Source organism: Paenibacillus sp. JT22N15 (genome assembly GCF_059383755.1).
This window is the reverse complement of sequence record NZ_JBXENV010000009.1, coordinates 260054-279916: the sequence shown is the minus strand read 5'-3', so window position 1 is coordinate 279916 and position 19863 is coordinate 260054. Positions and strand designations below refer to the sequence as shown.

The following is a 19863-nucleotide window of genomic DNA, read 5'->3' as shown; positions in this document are numbered from 1 at the left end:
AGTATGAATTTATCGTAAATTTACGAGGGACTCGGCCTTAATTTGTCGAGGGAAGGTAGGCGATACTTTGACTTTATCTGCACCAAAACGTCTGTTCAGCACCAGACCGATTATTGTTTTCTCCATTATTGTTCTTTTCAAAAGCTTTCTTACTTGGATGGTTGTATTCGGAAGCCCGTCGTGGAGCACCTTGTTCAAGGAGGTTCCATTTGCGTTAATCGTCTTTTGCCTCATTGAGTGGTTCGCAACAAAACGCAAGCTGACGTATTATTTAACAGCGAATTTGCTAATAACAGCCATTCTCTTTGCTGTGCTGATGTACTATAAATATTACGGCGTCATCGTCACCACCTCTGCCCTAAAGCAGGTCAATCAGGTAACGGCGGTTAGCAACAGCGTATTTTCACTGATGGACCCGTATTATTTACTCGTCTTTATTGATGTAATCCTTATGTTTTATTTTCTCGTTCGCAAGCAGAAGGCGCAGTATTGGAAAACCGCCAGCCAGACTCGTGTGAGCAAAAGAATGCTAACGACCGTCTTCGCGGTATCGCTCGGCCTGTGCCTATTCAACATTTTGCCGAATAGCGCGAGCATGAATGAAATTGTGAAAGCCGAGCAAATGGGCATCCTGAATTATGAGGCCTATACGATTTTTGGCAAAAAAGAACCCGAGCTTGTTGATTCCTCTACCATTACGCAGGAGAAGATCAACAGCCTCAAGACGCTTGAGCCTGTCGCTGCGCCGCAGCTGCAAGGGGCTGCCAAAGGCAAAAACCTAATTATTATCCAGCTGGAATCATTCCAAAATTTCCTCATCGACCTCACCATTGACGGCAAGGAAATTACGCCGAATATGAATAAGCTGGCGAAGGACAACTATTATTTCAAGCATTTTTACCAAGGCGTGGGTCAGGGCAATACGTCTGATGCTGAATTCATTGTAAACACGTCCTATTATATTCCGCCTAATGGCGCAGCTACCCAAGTGTATGCTGGCAAGGTGCTGCCGAGCCTGCCGCGGGTTTTGACGGAAAACGGCTATGATACGGCGACGTTCCATACGAATGTCGTGGAGTTTTGGAACCGTGGCGAGCTGTATCAGGCGCTTGGCTTCAATCGCTATTATGATAAAGCCTTTTTCGGTGAGGACGATACGGTGTTTTTCGGCGCTTCCGATGAGGTGCTTTATAAGAAAACAGCGGCTGAGCTGGAGAAAATGGATAGCAAGGAACAGCCATTTTATGCTCAAGTCATTTCGATGACCGCTCACCACCCCTTCACCATACCGGATACGAAGTATAAAATGGAGCTGCCTGAGCGTTACGAGGGCACGTTCGTCGGCGACTACATTCGCGCCCAGAACTATGCGGATTACGTGCTTGGCCAATTTATTGACGATCTCAAGCAGCGCGGCCTCTGGGATGACAGCCTAATCGTGTTATACGGCGACCATCTGGGCTTGCCGATTTATTCGCTGGATCGCGATGATAAAGCGCTAATGGAAGAAATTTACGGTTATGAGTACAGCTATACCGATATGATTAATATTCCGCTTATTATTGCTTCTCCGGGCATTACCTCGCCGAAGGAGTTTGACCAGCTTGGCGGGCAGGTTGATTTGCTGCCGACGGTTTCGAACTTGCTTGGTGTTTCGCTGGATAAGCAAATTCATTTCGGCCAAGATCTGCTGAACAGCAGCTCGTATAACCTGCTGCCACAGCGCTATTATTTGCCGACAGGCTCCTTTGTCAGCAGCAAAGAGCTATTCCTGTCCGGCAGCGGCTACGACGATGGCACCCATCACCCGCTCGCAGGCGATGGCATGGAAAGCGCCAAGAAAGCAACCGAGGATGAATACAACCGCGCGCTGGAGCTGCTCCAGCTCTCCGACAGCTACGTTAGCCAGCTGCCAGACCGCGAACCGCAGAAATGACGCAAATAAGCGGCAGGCGGGATCAGAGCATAATGCTCTAATCCTGCCTGCCGCTTTATTTTTCACAAAATCGCTTGTCATCTATCATGCTGTTTGCCTGCCGCGCCTGTTAGGCCTGTTTCGCCGCCTCCAGCACTTCCTGCACATGGCCCTCAACGACGACACTGCGCCATTCTTTCGCCAGCTTGCCCTCCTCGTCGATCAGAAAGGTTGAACGCTCGATGCCCATAAATTCCTCGCCATTACGGCTGCGCAGCTTCCATACGCCAAACTGCTCGGCAACCTGATTATCCGTATCCGAGAGCAGCAGGAAAGGCAGCTCATGAGCAGCAATGAACTGATCATGTGACGCCAGATCGTCAGGGCTGATGCCTATGACTTCGGTATTGAACGTCTTGAATTGTCCATTGTAATCTCTAAAGTCACACGATTCCGTCGTACAGCCCGGTGTCATATCCCGCGGATAAAAATAAATGACCAGCTTCTTGCCCTTATAGTCCTGCAGCGATACGTCCTTGCCATTCGAGGCTGGCAATGTAAAATTCTCAACCTGTTGTCCAATTTGCACTTGCGTCATGTTCAATCAGCTCCTTCGTATTGGATATTTCCACTTGCTTTGCTTACTCAAACAACGATAGCATGTCCATCAGCGAGATGCTACAAACTCATAGAAAAGCGGTGTGTTCATCACAAACTCGCGAATTTGCTGCTTATCGACATAAAGGGAATAAGCAAGCGTCAGCTTCATAAGCGCCGCATCCACCGACATATTTTCGATAAAGGCCACTCCCGCCTGCTGCAAAGCGACCGACGACGCGTATAGCGTCTCCGAGCTGTCCTTGAGCGGACACAAATACAAGTCTACGCTATGCTGGGCACAATACCCGGCGAATGCAAGCAGGGAATGGCGCTCGCTCGCACTCGTATTCGCCGTGCTGGAGTGGAACAGATCGTGAACGACAGCCTTCGGCGCTTTTTGCCCAAAATCAAAATAGTCATAGGTCATGCCCAAAAACGGCTTCACATACAGCAGGCCCGATTGCAGCTTATCCTTGCCAGCGGTGAACGGGCTCGGGGCAGGCTTGCGAGAACGCAGCTCCTGTGCAGATGGGTTGTAAGGATGCTCGTTGACGATCAGCTTGCCCTCGCTCATGATGCCGTAATGCACGTCATACGGGCATTCCAATTGGTCCGTGAACGACACCGCTTGCGTGACGCGTGTACCCAAATACACGATAGCCTCGCCTGCACTATTTTCATAGACGACGTAGACGCCCTTCAGCTTCTCGCCATCTATGAACTCAACGGCCGAGGCGAAGTTGCGCAGTCCATTGCTGCGCGGATCGCCAAGCGGATAGTTGCTGGCCACCAGCACAATCGGGATGGGACTATCACACAAAATATAGCTAAGCATTGCAGCCGAATAAGCAAGCGTATCCGAGCCATGGGTGACGATAATGCCGTCATATTGGGACAAGTCCGCGCTGCGGATCGTTTCAATCAACACATTCCAATCGTCTGGCACCAGATTTTCGCTGAGAATATTCAGCGGCTGCACGCATTCCAGCTTTACAGACTCGCGGTAACGGGGGCCCGATTGATAGCCTTCAATAATCGCATAGGAGCCTGCTTCACGCACGCTAATCGCTCCTGCGCCAGATTTGCTGCCAATCGTCCCACCCGTGAAAATAACTAGAAGATTGCTCACTTGGTTTCCTCCATATCCAGCAGCTTTGAAGGTCGCCCTTCGCACCAGCCGCCTGTTCATACCAGTTCCCATTCATTCTACTATCTTCTCCGCAAGCTGTCTAAACCTATACGATCCTACAGGAAAAACAGGATAAGTTACCCGCTTTTTGCCACGACACCCCGATTTTTCGCAGCGCCTGGCTTTTTCTTGACAGTCGCCCTTCCCAAAAACAAGCCTACAGTAACGATTAACGTCGCACCATACATGAACTGCACAAGGCCAAGCTGTGTATCCGTTCCAGCCAATATGCCGTGAAACAAAGCCAATAAATAGATCGGGTAGGCGAGCATATGGATAGCGAGCCACACTTTCCGCTTCAGCTTCGGACGCAGGTCCGAGGTCAAAATCAGCACGAGCATGCCATAAAGCGCAAGCGTACCTATGCCATATATCACCGGATGATCATGCGCGGTAAAAGGAATCAGCAGCTCGCCCCATGTAAATGGCGTGTACGTATCAATGACGAGCACCGCCATATGCAGCAGCGCCAGCAGCGTTCCCCCATTCGTGAAACGGATATGCCAATTGTACACGCGGGCTTTGCCGGGTCCTTTCACAAACGGATAGCTGTACAGCATGCCCAGCGACATGCCGACGAACAGCATCAAGTAAGAGCCAATGCCGAGCACCCGCGTCATTTGCCATGTCGGCCAGCTCAAAATCCATTCTGTCATGCTGACTCCTCCTTTTCGCATTCGATTTCGCTTCCGCTGCTGGCTCTACCCCTAGCCTCCGCGGTTCCCGCTCTATGCAGCGGCTCACGGATATTCCACTCCAAGCCGGACTTGCGGCTTTTACCATATTTCACAATCTCGCCGCCGCTCATGAAAATAACGGCTTCACAGTCACGCGCATGCTCGTCCATCAGCCGCAAGCCTTGATCGCGGCCGGCGATGCACAGCGTCTTCGCCCATATTTCACAAGCGACGGCATCGGGACCCGCAACCGTCGCCTGAACGACATCGCTGACGCTTGGCTGCATCGTCAGCGGATCGATCAAATGATGCGCGGCCGAGCTGCCCGTTCCCCACTGCCTGCCCAGCTTCCCTGAGGTCGCAACTGCGCCGTTAGCGAGCAGCAGCTCCCCAACCGTTGCTCCAGCTTCCCATGGATGCTGGAGATCAATAATGGCTGGCTGCGCCGCTGCGTCCCCGCTGTTCCACGCATACAGATCGCCTCCGGCATTGACGATGCCTGCCGGAATCCGCCTGCTGCGCCTCAGCCAATCGGCGAGCTTCTGCACGGCCCAGCCTTTGGCGATGCCGCCGGCGTCGATACTCGTTCTCCCGGCGAGCTTCACCGCCTTCATGCCATAGTCCAGCTCCAGCTCGCCAGCAGGGCTCAGCTTCCGCCGCTCAGCCCCGCCAGCTCCCGCCTGGAACTCCGCCGCGTGCTCGAAAGATTCCGTATAGCCGGACGCTTCCAGCCCCGGCAGTATCCGCAGGTCGAACACCCCTGCCGTCAGACGGCGATAGCCTTCCGCCGCTGCAATAACCTCAAACAGCCAGTCCGACACGACGACCCAGTTGCCTGCCGAGCGGCCAAGCCTGCACCACTCGCTATCCGGGCGGAAGCGGCTAAACCGCTGCTCCACTGCCTCAAACCAGTCGCGAGCGCGGTCTGCATAATAGGCCGTTGTGCGGCGCTCATCCGCTGCATAATCCAGTATAATCTCGACATTCGTATTCATCGCCCGAAACCGTATCGTCCCCCGCCCGCTCATCGTTAGGACCTGCCTGACTGCGAGCGCATGCCGCCCGAGCTGCTGGAGCTGCCGCTTCCACTGCTGCTCCGATTGTCCACGCTGCCGCGATTGCCTGAGCTGGAGCTATCCGATCCACTTTCGCTGGAGCTGTCTGACCAGCTGCTTCCGCTGCTGCCGTTATTCCAATCCGAGCTGCCGCTGCCGCTGTCGCTAGATCCCGTGGACATCCACTGGTCCACCGTATCCTGCTGATCGCCCTGCCGCTCCGTTCCGGAGGTTGTGCTGCCTTCGGCCGCCGCTGTTTGCGCCGCCTGAAAAGCCGCTGTATTTTGCACCGTACTGAATAATATAAAAATGCCCGCCGCGCCTGCGGCTCCAAGCTGCCATTTTAACCATTTCGAATTTCCGCTCATCCTTCTCCACCTACCCTACTCGTTGTAGTTTAGCTAAGTATAGGAAGGCAAGATGAAAACAGCGTTAAATGAATCTGAAGAAATGCTAAAAGAAAATACTGCTGCTCTACGACACGAATTAAACCTGTATATAACAAAAAAAAGAATGCGGCCCCAAGACCGCATTCCTCACCTAGAAAGCAAAAACTTCTCCTGCCACTGCCTCGTCAAATCGCCGCGCCCCTACTTCTTCGCCACATACTTGCGAATATCAAATGCAACCGCAGCAACAATAATCATCCCTTTAATAATGAGCTGCCAGTACGGGCTTACGCCGACAAAGGTCAGACCGTAGTTGATGACGCTGAAAATGAGCACTCCGGCGAGTATGCCGCGCACGCGCCCGACACCGCCTGCGGTCGATACGCCGCCGACGACGCAGGCCGCAATCGCATCCAGCTCGTACATATTGCCGTAATTGTTCGTGGCTCCCCCCGTGCGGGCAGCCTCCAGCACGCCTGCCAGCCCATACAGCGCGCCAGCAATCGCATAAATATAAATCAAATTGCGCGATACATTAATGCCCGATACATTAGCCGCTTGGATATTGCCGCCGATGGCGTACATGTTTTTGCCCAGCCGCGTGTTGTTGAAGATGACCCAGACGATAAACGAGACAACAATCGCTATGATGACGATATACGGGATCGAATACGTGCCGTTCGGCCCGATATACCCGGTCCCCAGCTTGCTGAATTCCTTGCTTAAGCCTCCGATTGGCTGCGACTGGTTCGGCTTCATATCGAAGTAAAACGAGTTTACGCCGTATACGATAACCATTGAGCCTAGCGTCGCAATAAACGGTGGTACATGAAATTTTGCGACAATAATGCCATTGATCAAGCCAAAAATCAAACCGACGACAATCGCCAGTATAATCGGTACGATAATCGGCAGCTCCGGCAAATTCGGGAAAAACTTGCGCGGATAATCCGACATTTGCAGCATCGACGCAGAGACGACGGCGCTCAGGCCAACTATCCGCCCAGCAGACAAATCCGTTCCGCCCGTAATCAGCACAAACGCTACGCCTAGAGCGATTATGACCCGCGTCGACGATTGCAGCAAAATATCCCGCAGCGTCGTAATGCCGATAAAATTCGGGTCAGCAACTGCTATGCCAATAATAAGCAGAACCAATATAATATAAATTGCATTTTGGGAGAAAAAATGCTTAACTCCTTTTGCATCCAGTGCATTCATCGTATTCACTCCTCCAAGTTGTCCTGCCCGCTACTACTGTGCGGCAAGCCGCATAATTTCTTCTTCCGTCGCCGCTTTGCCGTCTACGATGCCGGATATGCGCCCCTCGCGCATGACGATGATGCGGTCGGACATGCCGATCAGCTCCGGCATTTCGGAGGAAATCATAATGATGCTTTTGCCCTGCTTGGCAAGCTCGATCATGAACGAATAAATTTCATATTTCGCTCCGATATCGATGCCGCGCGTCGGTTCGTCCAGCAGCAGCACCTCCGGGTCGGTCAGCAGCCATCTGGCGAGCAGCACCTTCTGCTGGTTGCCGCCGGACAAGTTGCGAATGAGCTGCTTGGTCGATGGCGTTTTGACCCGAAACTTCTCTACGCTCTGCTGCGACACTTCGCCTATCCGCGCATTGCTAATTAAACCATAGGGCGTCTTGAACCTGCCCAAGTTCGCAATGACTGTATTTTCCGCAATCGTCAGCACCGGAAAAATCCCCGTCACCCGCCGCTCCTCGGTGAGCAGCGCAATACCCTGGCGAATGGCGTCCGATGGCGCCTTCAGCTTTATTTTTTTGCCATGCAGATGAATGCTGCCCCGCTTAAGCGCCCGCATCCCGAACAGCGCTTCTATCACCTCGGTCCGCTGCGCTCCTACAAGCCCGCCGAGTCCCAAAATCTCGCCCTTGCGCAGCTCGAACGAAACATCCTTAAACGAATGCGGATGCACGGAGGTCAAGCCTTCTGCCCGCAGCAGCACCTCGCCCGGCACGTTCGTCCGCTCTGGATAACGATTCGATAAATCCCTGCCCACCATGCGGGTAATGATTTTATCAATCGTCAGCTCCTTCGCTTCCCATGTGCCGACATGCTTGCCATCTCGCATAATGGTTACATCATCTGAAATACGCAATATCTCTTCCATTTTGTGGGATATATAAATAATTGATACACCGCGCCGCCGCAGCTCATTAATGATGCGGAACAGCTGCTCCACTTCATTTCCGGTGAGCGAGGAGGTCGGTTCGTCCATGACGATGACCTTCGAGTGGAACGATACCGCTTTGGCGATTTCCAGCGATTGAATTTTCGATACGGACAAGTCGCCTACCTTTTGTTTCGGATGAATATCCATCTCCAGATCTTTGAGCAGCTTCACCGTATCCTCCTGCATTTTGCGGTGGTTGATGAATTGCAAAGGCCCTAGACCTCTGGTCGGGAATCGCCCGAGCCAGATATTTTCCATGACGTCGCGCTGCGGCACCGGGTTCAGCTCCTGATGGATCATCGACACCCCGAGAGCCAGCGCGTCCTTCGAGCTGTTGATGTGCACATGCTGCCCGGCAAGCATAATTTCGCCGCCATCGGGCTTGTAGATGCCGAACAGGCATTTCATCAGCGTCGATTTTCCTGCACCATTTTCACCCATCAAGGCATGTACCGTACCGGGGCGCAGCTTCAGCGTCACATCGTCGAGCGCCTTCACGCCGGGAAAAGATTTGGAGATGTTATTCATCTCTAGCACATAAGCCGGATGCTCTGGCATTTGTATAACACCCCTTTACAAACAATTAAGTTAAAGTTATCCAGTAAATAACCGTGTTTAAACGGCACTGCCAGCCTTTGGAGGCAATGCTCGTTTTGCTGCAAGCGTAAACGGCTGTCGCCCTCTGGCGGCAAAGCTACGTTTCGCGATGAAATATAGAGAAAGGATGAAAAACCATATGCTTTCCTATATTTCAAGCGTAAACGGCTGTCGCCGTCCTCTGACGGCAAAGCTACCGTTTAAAAAAAGCAAGGGCAGCGCCAGCCTTATGCTTCCCTTGCTCCTTTCGTACCGCTTTATTCCGCTCGCCCTCTCAGGCGACTATTTCAGCACTTGATCCTTGTTCTCGCTCGTTACCTTCTGGTATGGAATCCACACGTATTTGCCATCGGTAATGTCGAAGCCGGTGTTATCCTTGCTCGGCGTTTCGCCAGCAGCGAGTACGCGGGACAGCTCGACCGTCGCCTTGCCTTGGTTCACCGCATCGTTGAGCACTGTGCCGAGCAGCGTGCCTTCATCCAGCGCCTGAATCGCAGGAGCGGTAGCATCTACGCCGACAACCGGAATATATTTATCGCCTGTAAAATAGCCCGCCGCCTTCAGCGCTTCAATCGCACCGAGCGCCATATCATCGTTGTTGGCGAGGACAGCTTCGATTTTATCGCCATGGGAAGCGATGAACGCAGCCATTTTTTCCTGGCCTTTTACCCGGTCCCACATCGCTGTGTCCTCTGCCAGCTTCTCGACCTTGATGCCTGCATCCTCAATCGCCTGCACGGAAAACTTCGTCCGCAGCTCGGCATCCTGATGGCCCGGCTCGCCCTTGAGCATGACGTATTGCAGTACGCCGTCCCCATTCTTATCCGCTTCCGGATGTGCCTTCCAGTAATCAACGATGAGATCGCCGGACATCGTGCCCGACTCCTCCGCCTTCGCTCCGACAAAATACACCTTATCCCATTTCGCCATATCATCCGCAAGCGGCTCGCGGTTAACGAAGACGACCGGAATGTCCGCTGCTTTGCCTTTATCAATAATGACGCCCGCTGCTGTGCGGTCTACCGGGTTAATGATCATCGATTTGACCTTCTTCGTGATGAATAGGTCAACCTTGTCATTTTGCGTCGGCTGCGAGTTTTGGCTGTCTACGATATCCACCTGCACCTTGCCTGCCGCTGCTTCCGTAATCGCGTTGCGGACGCCTGTCATAAACGTATCGTCAAACTTGTAAATCGCGACCCCAACCTTCGGCTGGTCGCCCTCGCTTCCCCCTGCGTTGCCGTTTGATGCCGAGCAGCCTGCCGCTACCGTCAATGCGCCGATCAGCAGCGCAGCCGTTACCTTTTTCATTTCATCATGACCTCCCCATTTTTAGTTCATGCTGATGAGCGTGTGCAGCTCTGTTTCTCTTTCGTGTCCTCATTATGGCTGAAACGGGGCCGGAAACGAATGTAAAATCCTCATCATTTTTATTAAAATCCTCCTTACTTCTGGATAAAGGGAAACAGCACCCGCTGATTTTCAGGCCAAAACATCGTGTCGCTATTTACCAGCTTGGCTTCCATCGCTACATGCAGCGGCACTTCCTCGCCCCGCAAAGCGAGTACGGCGTTTTTGATGCCAAGATAGCCGATGCTGAACGGATTTTGCACCAGCACCGCTTGCAGCTGATCCTCCTGCAGCAGCTCAAGCAGCTCCATGGAGCTGTCAAAGGCGACAATTTTAATTTTGCCGCCGAGCCCCCGCTGCTTCACCTCAAGGGCAGCTGATACGGCGGCTTGGACATTAAGCGCCAATATGCCATCCACCTGCTGCTCGTCCAGCAAGCTGCTGACGACGCTTCGGCAGTTGCCGTCAGCCTCCAAGCAGGGCTCAATGCCGATAAGCGCCATGCCGCTTTCCTCGGCAAGCGCCTCCTTAATGCCCTCCTCGCGGCGCAGCTGGTTGTTGTCCCCAAGGCCGTCCGTCAGCAGGGCGACGCTGCCTTTGCCTGCCAGCAGCTCGCTCATTTTGAGGGCAACCGCTCGTCCCGCCTGATGATGATTAATCGTGATGCTCGAGCTGATGCCCGCTTCCTCCGTCTCCGTGTCAATCGCAATGAGCGGAATCCGTGCTGCCTTGCTAGCCTCGACAATGCCGGTCGTAACCGCTTCGTCTCCGGAGGCAAATACGACCGCATCAGGATGATGCACCAGCGCAAGCTTTGCCGTCTCCAAAAGCTGCTCCGGGCTGCCCTGCTTATCCGGTCCGGAAATATGCAGCGTCACATTAAACTCCTTCGATGCGGCTTCGGCGCCCATGACGACGGAGTTCCAGTAGTCGCCGTCCAGCCGCTTGAGCAGCAGGCTGATGTCGATATTTTCGCGCTGAATGGCGCTGTCCTCTGCCGGATGCGTCGTGCAGGAGCCCAGCAGCAGCGCAGCCATAGCCACCATGCACAGCATAGTGAGCCGTCCCAACCTGCGTTTTACGCTCATCCTTCCTCACTCCTCTCGTCGGCTTCAGCGCCAGCTGGCTTGAACGGGAAACGTATCGTCACGGTCGTTCCCTCCTCCAGCTCGCTCTCAAACTGCAAGCCATACGGCTCGCCGTAAAACAGCCGAATCCGCTCATGCACATTGCGCACGCCTACGCCGGAGCCCGCGCCGGAAGCCGCACTGGATGCAGAACTCGATGCAAAATTGGCGGAGGTTGACCTTTTAGAAGCCTCTGGAGCAGCCCCTCCAATGGTGCCGTCACGATCAGCCTTACGGTCTCCAGCATATCCAGACGGCTTGGCGGTACTACTGTTGGTCTCTCCCGTGAGCAGCGCCGCCAGCTGCTCGCCGCTCATCCCGAGCCCATTATCGCTCACCTGCAAGTACACTTGCCCAGCCTCGATCCATGCCCGAACGGTAATCAACCCTTTATCGACAGACGGCTCAATGCCGTGCATAATGGCATTTTCCAGCAGCGGCTGCAAAATCAGCTTGAGCGACAAGCTGGGCAGCGCGGCCTCTTCGACGTCAAACACATAATCGAATTTATTTTTGAAACGGATATTTTGAATGATGAGATAGTTCCGCGCATGCTCCAGCTCGCTCGCCAGCGGAATCATCGGCTTGCCTTTGCTAAGGCTGATGCGGAACAGCTTCGACAAGGAGGTAATCGTCGTCACCACCTCCTCGTTGCGGTTCATGCCGACCATGCGCACGACCGTATTGAGCGTGTTGTATAAAAAATGCGGATTAATTTGCGATTGCAGCGCCTCAAACTCATATTTGCGCTTCGCCTCCTGCTCCACAACAATTTGCTGCATCAGCTCGCGGATTCGCGCTACCATCAAATTGAAGCGTCTGGACAGCTGCTCTACTTCCAGCGGCCCGCGAATGGTCGTCATCGTATGGAAATCGCCGCGCTCGACATTTTTCATCGACTTCTCCAGCTGCCGGATCGGACGGGCAATAATGCGCGAAATAAGCCACGACAGCGCAATGACGAATACAAGCAAAAGCAGCAGCAGATTCAGCAAATAATCGTTCAGCTCGCGCTTTGTCGTAATAATCTCATCGGTAAAGGACACTCCGACCACCTTCCAGCCGATGTTGCCGATCGTTTGCACCGTAATCATTTTATCCTCGTCTCCGGATTCGTCATGAAAGCTGCCGAACGTATATTTCAGCGCCTGCTCGACGTTTTCGCTTTTCAGCCCGGCGTAGATGAGCTGCTGCTGCGGATGGTACACCATATTGCCCGCACTTTCGTCCACAATGTAGACGTAGCCCTTCTTCCCGAGCACAACCCGCGAGGACAGCTGATTGATTTTGTTAAAATTGACGTCCAGCAGCAGCACGCCATGCTCCGTTTTCCCGCCCCTTACTACGGTAATGCCTTTGCTCAGCGAGACAACCCATTTGTACTGCATTTTGTACATGTTCTGCACATGCGGCAGCGAGTAGCTGAGATGGTTCGGCGTTTGAAGCGCGCTCTGGAACCAGCGCTGATTGTAAAGACTCAAATTTTCCTTGAGCGCAACGCCGGGAATGCTCATCATCACCTCGCCGTCATGCCCGATGACGGCCAGCGACACAATTTCTCCCCGAATGCCGATGATCGTATTCAGCTGGCTGCGCAGCTCTTCTTCGTTCACATCGCCGCTGCGGCTGATTGTATCGTGGAGAACGCCGTAAATTTCCGACATGCCCTGGATATAATCCTCCAAATTGTAGCTGACCTGATCGACGACCTGCTGGGTATTGCGCAGCGCATTCGTCTCTGCCGTCTGCGAAAACTTGTTGAACAGCAGCACGCTGACCATTATAATCGCCGCAGCCGCAAATACCGACAGCGCCACTGAAATGAGAAACTGGATGCTGCGCTTCCTCATGGCGCATCCATATTCATCGCCTGATTGCGATAATCCTTGGCAGAGACGCCGACATTTTTCTTAAAGCACAGTGAAAAATAATTCGGGTCCGAAAAGCCGACCTTCTCGGCAATTTCGAACGTCTTCAGCTCCGTCGCCCGCAGCAGCTCCTTCGCCGCCTCCATCCGAAGCTGAAGCAAATAACCGCCGAAGGTAAGCTTCACCTCCTTCTTGAACAGGCTGCTGAAATATCCCGCGCTAATATGCAAATGGCTGCACAGCCGGGCAATCGACAGCTCGCTGTCATGGAAGTTTGCTTTCGTGTAACGCACCGCTTCCTCGACCAGCTGCTTGTAGGAGCTTTGCCTGCGGCTGGCGATATGATGGCGAATTTTCTCGCAGAGCGACATGTACCAGCTTCTCGTCTCCGCCAGCCCGCTAAGCTGCTGCAGCTCCGCATAAATTTGCAGCTCGTATCCCACAATATCGTACAGGTTCAGCCCTGCCTCCCTCACCAGCTTCATGACCGCCGTCATCATCTCCAGCATGTAAAGCTGGTATTCCCGGTAAGCGGCATGGACGCCTTCAATCTCGTCAAAAAGCGCAGCCAGCAGCTGCTCCAGCTCCTCATGCGTGCCCACGCGCAGGCAGCGAATGAGCGCCTGCTCCTTGAGCTCGTCAAATTGCAGCTCCTCCACATAGCGCGTCTCTACATCGTCAATGCAGATGATCCGGTTGCTGCCCACCAAATTATGATAATCGAGCGCCTGCTGCGCCTCCTCATAGCCCTGCTTTAACTGCGCGACATCCGCCAGCGTTGAGCTGACCCCAATCGTCACGGGAAAACGCAAGTATTTCTGAATATTTTGCAGCATTTCAGCAAGCCCGCCCAGCGTCCGCTCCATCAGCTCTTGCGCGCTTCCTCCCCGTCCAACTGCGAGCAGCGCCACCCGATCCTGATGCAGAAAAACTTTGCCCAGCCCGAGTCTGCCCCACACCTCTTCCGCCACATTGCGCAGGGCAAACAGCTTGAGGTCGAGATCGCTGGAGGCCGCAAGCGAGCTTTCCGCTGCGCGGAGCGGCAATCCGGGAAGCGCTTCCAATACATGCGTGTGCAGCACGGACACAATGTACGCCTCTCCCGCTAAATCCAGCTCATATTTCTCTAGCTTCTCCTCAATATGCCGCAGCGGAAGCTTGCGGGTGAGCAGCGACGACAGGAATAGCTCCTTTACGACCGGCAGGCTCGTACGGTAATGCTCCTGCAAAAGCTGCATATTTTCCCGCTTCTCGCGCTCATCGTCCAGCCGCTCCTTCACCTTGTCCATCACCTCAAGCAGCTGCTGCGCGGAAAATGGCTTTAAAATATACTCATCCACCTGCAAGCCGATCGCCTGCTTCGCATATTCAAATTCATCATAGCCGGAAAAAATAACGATGCGCGTCAGCGGATACGTCTTCCTCGTCCATTCCGCCAGCTCCAAGCCGTTCATATACGGCATGCTAATATCCGTCGCTACGATGTCCGGTTCCAGACGCTCAATCAGCTCCATCGCTTCCCTGCCGTTCGCCGCCGTATCTACAATTTCAAAGCCATGGCGCTCCCATGCAATTTCGTGCAGCAGCCCGCTGCGCGTCTCTTCTTCATCATCTACCAGCAGCACTTTATACATCGTTCATCCCCCCGCTATTTAAATACGCGGCCGAGCAGCCGCAAACACCTGATTCTGTCAGCATGCTATTTATCATATTCGTTTCCTTGTTTTCTGGAAAGAGGGGGTGCTTTGAGTAAACAAGCGTAAACGGCTGAAGCCGTCCTTTGGCGGCAAAGCTACCGTTTCGCGATGAAATATAGAGAAAGGAAGAAAAAAATCATATGCTTTCCTATATTTTAAAGAAATCGCGAGATAAATCGACCTTGCTAAAGATAAATCTCGTTGTAAGCGTTTAAAATCAAGCTAATCTGCTGCATTCGCTCTCTTTTGCGGCGTAAGCTTCCTTTACAGCAATCGCGGCGGGGGAGTATGATTCATAGCATGCATGAACCTTTTTTTGAAATATAAGCATTTATAAGTTTTGCACTTATAAATAGGCTTATATTTCTCGGACTGAAACGCGCTGCGCCGCCAAAGGAAGGCGATAGCCGTTTCACCTTGAAATATAGGAAAGTATATGTTTTCGTTATCCTTTCTCTATATTTCTAAGGGCAAAGCTCTTCGCTCGTCCCAGAAGGACGACGTAGTCGTTTTTGCTTGATCGCTGAGTCTTCGCATATTAGGCGAAGAGCGGGGGAACCAAACGCACTGCAGCCATCCGATGTGAGAGTCGGAAGCTGGCAGCGCAGGGGTGAATCGTTTGCAGGAGTGTCATGAAACTCCAGGCAAATGTAGGGCGACTCTCACCGCCCGAATCCGACAGCTAACCTCGTAAGCGCAGGTGTAGAGAGGAATGGTGAACGATTGTGACCTTGTAAATCAGGCCACAGAGCGTCATACGCCTCTGTGGTTTTTTGTTGTCTTTTTTTCGAAAATAGCACTCGCAACATCGGCAGGCATTTTGTTTCAAACGCTGAGTTCTGCACTGCCGCAGAAACGGGGGAACCATCGACGGCTCTCTGTCGTTGTCCAATGGACGATGGCAGGGAGCGTCACGGGGTGAATCGCAAGGGCACGATAAGTGCCAAGCGTAGGGCGTCTCTCGCGCCCGAATCCGACAGCTAACCTCGCAAGCGTCAACGGGAGAGGCCACACTTACACTTATCGCAGGCGAATCAGGGGCGTATGATGCCCGGATGAAGGAAGCTGCGGGTGAAGAGTCCTCTTTGCCCAAGGCTTCTTTTTTGTTGCCTTTTTTTCCAAAATGACTAGGGATAAAACGAAATAAGGAGCGATGCAGCTATGCTGGATATCGGAATGGCTTTGACCTTAATCGCAGCTTTCGGGCTGATTGCCGGATTTATACGCTGGTGCGATCGGTCCATTAGCGAAACGGAGGAACGGGGATGATTGTCATATTGCTCGTTACAGGAGCTTTGCTGGTGTATCTCGTCTACGCCTTGCTCCATCCGGAAAAATTTTAGCTCATAACATTTCATCATTTATAGCAAGGGAGGAACAGCTGTGGACGTCTTGCAAATGGCGGTAGTCGTCGGCATGATCATGCTGATCGCAAAGCCACTTGGGCATTATTTATATTCCGTGTTTTCAAACGTTCCGAACCGTACCGACAAGCTGTTCGGACGAATCGAAGCGATCATTTATGCAGTAATCGGGCTCAAAAATCGCCAAGGCATGAGCTGGAAAAGATATGCGCTCAGCTTTATTACACTCAATTTCGTGCTCGTAGCTGTCAGCTATGTACTGCTGAGGGTGCAAAGCGGTCTGCCGCTTAACCCGAATGGAATCGGCGGCATGGAGCCGACACTCGTCCTAAATACGGTCATCAGCTTTATGACCAATACGAATCTCCAGCATTACAGCGGCGAATCAGGGCTGACGTATTTTGCGCAAATGGCCGTCATTACGATGATGATGTTTACGTCCGCCGCTACCGGCTTTTCCGTTGCTGTCGCCTTCGTGCGCGGCATTACGAGCAAAGGCGGAACGCTCGGCAACTTTTTCGAGGATTTCGTCAAAGCACATACGCGGATTTTCTTCCCGCTCGCTATTATCATTACGCTGCTGCTTGTGGCGCTGCAAGTGCCGCAAACGCTTAGCCCTACCTTGACCGTTACGACACTCGAGGGCGCGGTTCAGCATATCGCCATCGGGCCAGTCGCCTCGCTGGAGTCGATTAAGCATCTTGGCACGAATGGCGGCGGTTTTTTCGGAGTCAACTCCGCCCATCCGTTCGAAAATCCCAACCCGCTGACGAATGTCATTGAGATTTTGTCCATGTGGGCACTGCCTGCCGCGCTGCCCTTCATGTATGGCCGGTTTGCGAAAAGCAGCAAGCAGGGCTGGGTTATTTTTTCGGCGATGATGGCGCTGTTTCTGATCTTTCTTACGATTTCCTATACGGCTGAAAAAAGCGGCAACCCGCTGATCGCCACACTCGGCATCGACGCTTCGCAAGGCAGCATGGAGGGCAAGGAGGTTCGCTTCGGCATCGCCCAGTCCGCGCTGTTCACGACGGTGACGACGGCGGCCACGACCGGCTCGGTCAATTCGATGCACGATACGCTCACTCCGCTTGGCGGGCTCGTTCCCCTTGCCCAAATGATGCTGAACGTCGTCTTCGGCGGCAAAGGCGTCGGGCTCGTCAATATGCTGATGTATGCGATGCTGACGGTGTTCATCTGCGGGCTGATGGTCGGACGGACACCAGAATTTCTCGGACGAAAAATAGAGCCGCGCGAAATGAAGCTCATTGCCATTGCCATTCTCGTGCATCCGTTTATTATTCTCGCGCCAACGGCAGCGGCTTTTCTAACCGACCTGGGGCAAGGCGCTATATCCAATTCGGGCTTTCATGGCATTACGCAGGTGCTTTATGAATATACGTCCTCGGCCGCCAACAACGGCTCCGGGTTTGAGGGGCTGGCCGACAATACGCCGTTCTGGAATATAACGACCGGGCTCGTGATGTTTTTCGGCCGATATATGTCGATGATTGCGCTGCTTGCTGTAGCCGGATCACTCAGCCGCAAGCAGTGGGTGCCGGAGACGATTGGCACGTTCCGAACGGACAATTCGCTGTTTGCCGTTATGCTGATGGGCGTCGTTATTTTGATCGGCGCGCTCACGTTTCTGCCCGTCATTGTCACAGGGCCAATTGCCGAGTTTTTAACGATCCGTTAAAGGGAAATGAGGGGTAAGCGTTATGAATGACCAACGTGCTAAAAAACTGTTCACCGGACCGCTCGTGACCGAGGCGCTAAAGATGAGCCTCCTCAAGCTGAATCCGGTCCATATGATGAAAAATCCAGTCATGTTCGTTGTCGAGATTGGAACGCTGATCGTTCTGCTCATGACCCTATTTCCAGGGTACTTCGACTCGCAGGATCGCATCGGCTTCAACTTGACTGTTTTTATTATTTTGCTCTTTACGGTACTGTTCGCGAACTTTGCCGAAGCTTTAGCCGAAGGCCGCGGGAAAGCACAGGCTGGCTCGCTGAAAAAAACGAAGCAGGAAATTATGGCGAATAAGCTGCTGGGCGACAGCATTCAAATCGTCCCTTCTACGGAGCTGCGCAAAGGGGATATCGTTATCGTCTCGCAAGGGGAAATGATTCCCGGCGACGGCGAGGTCATTGAAGGCCTCGCTTCCGTCGATGAATCGGCTATTACCGGCGAATCGGCACCCGTCATCAAGGAGGCGGGCGGCGACTTCAACTCCGTGACGGGCGGAACGCGGGTCATCAGCGACCGCATCAAAATGCGAATCACGAGCGAGCCCGGTGAAACGTTCATCGACCGGATGATCGCGCTCGTCGAAGGCGCGAAGCGGCAGAAAACACCGAATGAAATTGCCCTGAACACGCTGCTGATAAGCCTGACGATTATTTTCCTCATCGTCGTCGTCACGCTTGGCCCGATTGTCGCTTATGTGGACGTCAATTTGGAAATTCCCGTGCTCATCGCGCTGCTCGTCTGCCTCATTCCGACGACAATCGGCGGCCTGCTGTCCGCCATCGGCATCGCCGGCATGGACCGGGTCACCCAGTTCAATGTGCTGGCCATGTCCGGGAAGGCGGTCGAAGCAGCTGGCGACATTAATACGATGATTTTGGATAAAACCGGGACGATCACCTTCGGCAATCGGATGGCTAGCGAAATCAATCCGGTGGGCACTGCTGGGGCAGATGAGGCAGCGGCATGGGCCGCTATTTCCTCCCTGCAGGATGAAACGCCGGAAGGCCGCTCGGTGCTGGAATGGATGAAAAAGCATGATAAAACCTACGATGCCGCGCTTGGCGAAGGCGGTCAATTCGTTCCCTTTCAGGCCGAGACGCGGATGAGCGGCATCGATTTGGCTGATGGACGGCTCGTGCGCAAAGGAGCCGTTGAAGCGATTCGCAGCTGGGTGCTCGCCCAAGGAGGAGACATACCCGCTGATTTGGCTCAGGAGACGGAGCGGATTGCCAAGGAAGGCGGCACGCCGCTCGCTATCGCCGTCGATCAGCACATATTCGGCTTGATTTATTTGAAGGATACGGTCAAGCCGGGCATGAAGGAACGGTTCGACCAGCTGCGAGCGATGGGCATCAAAACGATTATGTGTACGGGCGATAATCCGTTTACGGCGGCAACTATCGCCAGAGAAGCGGGCGTCGACGATTTTATTGCCGAAAGCAAGCCGGAGGATAAAATCGCCGTCATCCGGCGCGAGCAGGCGGAAGGCAAGCTCGTCGCCATGACGGGGGACGGGACGAATGACGCGCCCGCACTCGCGCAGGCCGATGTCGGCCTGGCGATGAACAGCGGCACGACGGCGGCGAAGGAAGCTGCCAATATGGTGGATTTGGACTCCGATCCTTCCAAAATTATAGAGGTCGTTTCGATCGGCAAACAGCTGCTTATGACGCGCGGCGCGCTCACGACCTTCAGCATCGCCAATGACGTAGCCAAATATTTCGCCATCATTCCCGCAATGTTTATGCTGGCGATTCCGCAAATGCAGGCGCTGAATGTGATGCAGCTCGGCTCGCCGCTGTCGGCGATTTTGTCCGCGCTCATCTTTAATGCAATCATTATTCCGCTGCTCATTCCGCTGGCGATGAAAGGCGTCGCCTATCGTCCGCTCAGCGCCGCCCGCCTGCTCAGCCGCAATTTGCTCATTTACGGGCTCGGCGGCATGATCGCGCCGTTCATCGGCATTAAGCTCATCGACATGATGGTTCATATTTGGATTTAACGCCTTCCAGATCGGCTGCGGCCTATTAATGAAACGAACCTTTAATTAGAAAGAAGGGAATTGTGCTATGCA

At 53.4% G+C, this 19863-nt stretch carries 15 protein-coding genes and 2 riboswitches; of the genes, 4 read left to right on the top strand and 11 right to left on the bottom strand.

The genetic code is table 11. The features are described from left to right. Positions 1-67: 67 nt before the first annotated feature. Positions 68-1936 (top strand): LTA synthase family protein, encoded by a 1869-nt coding sequence (locus AC50X8_RS19510; protein ID WP_494861064.1) that lies wholly within the window; start codon positions 68-70, stop codon positions 1934-1936. Positions 1937-2045: 109 nt separating this feature from the next. Here the strand turns inward: AC50X8_RS19510 and bcp are convergent, their stop codons facing one another. The 11 genes from bcp to AC50X8_RS19455 all read right to left on the bottom strand — a co-directional run bounded on the left by bcp (position 2046) and on the right by AC50X8_RS19455 (position 14609). Further along, on the bottom strand, positions 2046-2513 hold the full coding sequence (bcp, locus tag AC50X8_RS19505) for a thioredoxin-dependent thiol peroxidase (protein WP_056036633.1): 468 nt from the start codon (positions 2511-2513) through the stop codon (positions 2046-2048). A 69-nt stretch (positions 2514-2582) separates the two neighbouring features. Beyond that, on the bottom strand, positions 2583-3644 hold the full coding sequence (locus tag AC50X8_RS19500) for an asparaginase (RefSeq protein WP_494881016.1): 1062 nt from the start codon (positions 3642-3644) through the stop codon (positions 2583-2585). A gap of 137 nt (positions 3645-3781) precedes the next feature. Then, positions 3782-4360: a ferric reductase-like transmembrane domain-containing protein gene (locus AC50X8_RS19495; protein ID WP_494881014.1), complete on the bottom strand. Its 579-nt coding sequence runs from the start codon at positions 4358-4360 to the stop codon at positions 3782-3784. Further along, a complete protein-coding gene (locus tag AC50X8_RS19490) occupies positions 4357-5409 on the bottom strand; it encodes an FAD:protein FMN transferase (RefSeq protein ID WP_494881012.1) in 1053 nt (350 codons plus the stop codon). The genes AC50X8_RS19495 and AC50X8_RS19490 overlap by 4 nt, the downstream gene beginning before the upstream one ends. Positions 5410-5411: 2 nt before the next feature. Further along, positions 5412-5804: a hypothetical protein gene (locus AC50X8_RS19485; RefSeq protein WP_494881010.1), complete on the bottom strand. Its 393-nt coding sequence runs from the start codon at positions 5802-5804 to the stop codon at positions 5412-5414. A gap of 222 nt (positions 5805-6026) precedes the next feature. Next, positions 6027-7046, bottom strand: coding sequence for a galactose/methyl galactoside ABC transporter permease MglC (mglC, locus tag AC50X8_RS19480; RefSeq protein ID WP_056036623.1), 1020 nt, complete (start codon positions 7044-7046; stop codon positions 6027-6029). Positions 7047-7079: 33 nt separating this feature from the next. Next, positions 7080-8591, bottom strand: a complete 1512-nt coding sequence (locus tag AC50X8_RS19475) for a sugar ABC transporter ATP-binding protein (RefSeq protein WP_099518125.1) — start codon at positions 8589-8591, stop codon at positions 7080-7082. A 321-nt stretch (positions 8592-8912) separates the two neighbouring features. Then, positions 8913-9941, bottom strand: coding sequence for a galactose ABC transporter substrate-binding protein (locus AC50X8_RS19470; protein ID WP_056036619.1), 1029 nt, complete (start codon positions 9939-9941; stop codon positions 8913-8915). 134 nt (positions 9942-10075) lie between these two features. Further along, positions 10076-11068: a substrate-binding domain-containing protein gene (locus AC50X8_RS19465; protein WP_056036616.1), complete on the bottom strand. Its 993-nt coding sequence runs from the start codon at positions 11066-11068 to the stop codon at positions 10076-10078. After that, positions 11065-12957, bottom strand: coding sequence for a cache domain-containing sensor histidine kinase (locus AC50X8_RS19460; protein WP_056036614.1), 1893 nt, complete (start codon positions 12955-12957; stop codon positions 11065-11067). Before AC50X8_RS19460 ends, AC50X8_RS19465 begins: the two co-directional genes overlap by 4 nt. Continuing rightward, positions 12954-14609, bottom strand: a complete 1656-nt coding sequence (locus AC50X8_RS19455; protein ID WP_494881007.1) for a response regulator — start codon at positions 14607-14609, stop codon at positions 12954-12956. Before AC50X8_RS19455 ends, AC50X8_RS19460 begins: the two co-directional genes overlap by 4 nt. A 574-nt stretch (positions 14610-15183) precedes the next feature. Further along, positions 15184-15384, top strand: a riboswitch (cyclic di-AMP (ydaO/yuaA leader). 108 nt (positions 15385-15492) lie between these two features. Then, positions 15493-15682: riboswitch (cyclic di-AMP (ydaO/yuaA leader) on the top strand. Positions 15683-15937: 255 nt separating this feature from the next. Here AC50X8_RS19455 and kdpF point away from each other — a divergent pair. The 3 genes from kdpF to kdpB are packed head-to-tail and all read left to right on the top strand — an operon-like array spanning position 15938 to position 19791. Then, entirely contained in the window at positions 15938-16015 is a 78-nt protein-coding gene (kdpF, locus tag AC50X8_RS19450; RefSeq protein ID WP_081418871.1) for a K(+)-transporting ATPase subunit F, read from the top strand. A 40-nt stretch (positions 16016-16055) separates the two neighbouring features. Continuing rightward, positions 16056-17735, top strand: coding sequence for a potassium-transporting ATPase subunit KdpA (gene kdpA / locus AC50X8_RS19445; protein ID WP_494881002.1), 1680 nt, complete (start codon positions 16056-16058; stop codon positions 17733-17735). Positions 17736-17757: 22 nt separating this feature from the next. Beyond that, positions 17758-19791 (top strand): potassium-transporting ATPase subunit KdpB, encoded by a 2034-nt coding sequence (kdpB, locus tag AC50X8_RS19440; RefSeq protein WP_056036610.1) that lies wholly within the window; start codon positions 17758-17760, stop codon positions 19789-19791. Positions 19792-19863 lie beyond the last annotated feature (72 nt).

Coding starts and splice junctions, on each gene's coding strand:
- kdpB (WP_056036610.1), top strand. CDS start 17,758: ATGAATGACCAACGTGCTAAAAAACTGTTCACCGGACCGCTCGTGACC.
- AC50X8_RS19455 (WP_494881007.1), bottom strand. CDS start 14,609: ATGTATAAAGTGCTGCTGGTAGATGATGAAGAAGAGACGCGCAGCGGG.
- AC50X8_RS19485 (WP_494881010.1), bottom strand. CDS start 5,804: ATGAGCGGAAATTCGAAATGGTTAAAATGGCAGCTTGGAGCCGCAGGC.
- bcp (WP_056036633.1), bottom strand. CDS start 2,513: ATGACGCAAGTGCAAATTGGACAACAGGTTGAGAATTTTACATTGCCA.
- AC50X8_RS19460 (WP_056036614.1), bottom strand. CDS start 12,957: ATGAGGAAGCGCAGCATCCAGTTTCTCATTTCAGTGGCGCTGTCGGTA.
- mglC (WP_056036623.1), bottom strand. CDS start 7,046: ATGAATGCACTGGATGCAAAAGGAGTTAAGCATTTTTTCTCCCAAAAT.
- kdpF (WP_081418871.1), top strand. CDS start 15,938: ATGATTGTCATATTGCTCGTTACAGGAGCTTTGCTGGTGTATCTCGTC.
- AC50X8_RS19490 (WP_494881012.1), bottom strand. CDS start 5,409: ATGAGCGGGCGGGGGACGATACGGTTTCGGGCGATGAATACGAATGTC.
- AC50X8_RS19475 (WP_099518125.1), bottom strand. CDS start 8,591: ATGCCAGAGCATCCGGCTTATGTGCTAGAGATGAATAACATCTCCAAA.
- AC50X8_RS19495 (WP_494881014.1), bottom strand. CDS start 4,360: ATGACAGAATGGATTTTGAGCTGGCCGACATGGCAAATGACGCGGGTG.
- AC50X8_RS19470 (WP_056036619.1), bottom strand. CDS start 9,941: ATGAAAAAGGTAACGGCTGCGCTGCTGATCGGCGCATTGACGGTAGCG.
- AC50X8_RS19465 (WP_056036616.1), bottom strand. CDS start 11,068: ATGAGCGTAAAACGCAGGTTGGGACGGCTCACTATGCTGTGCATGGTG.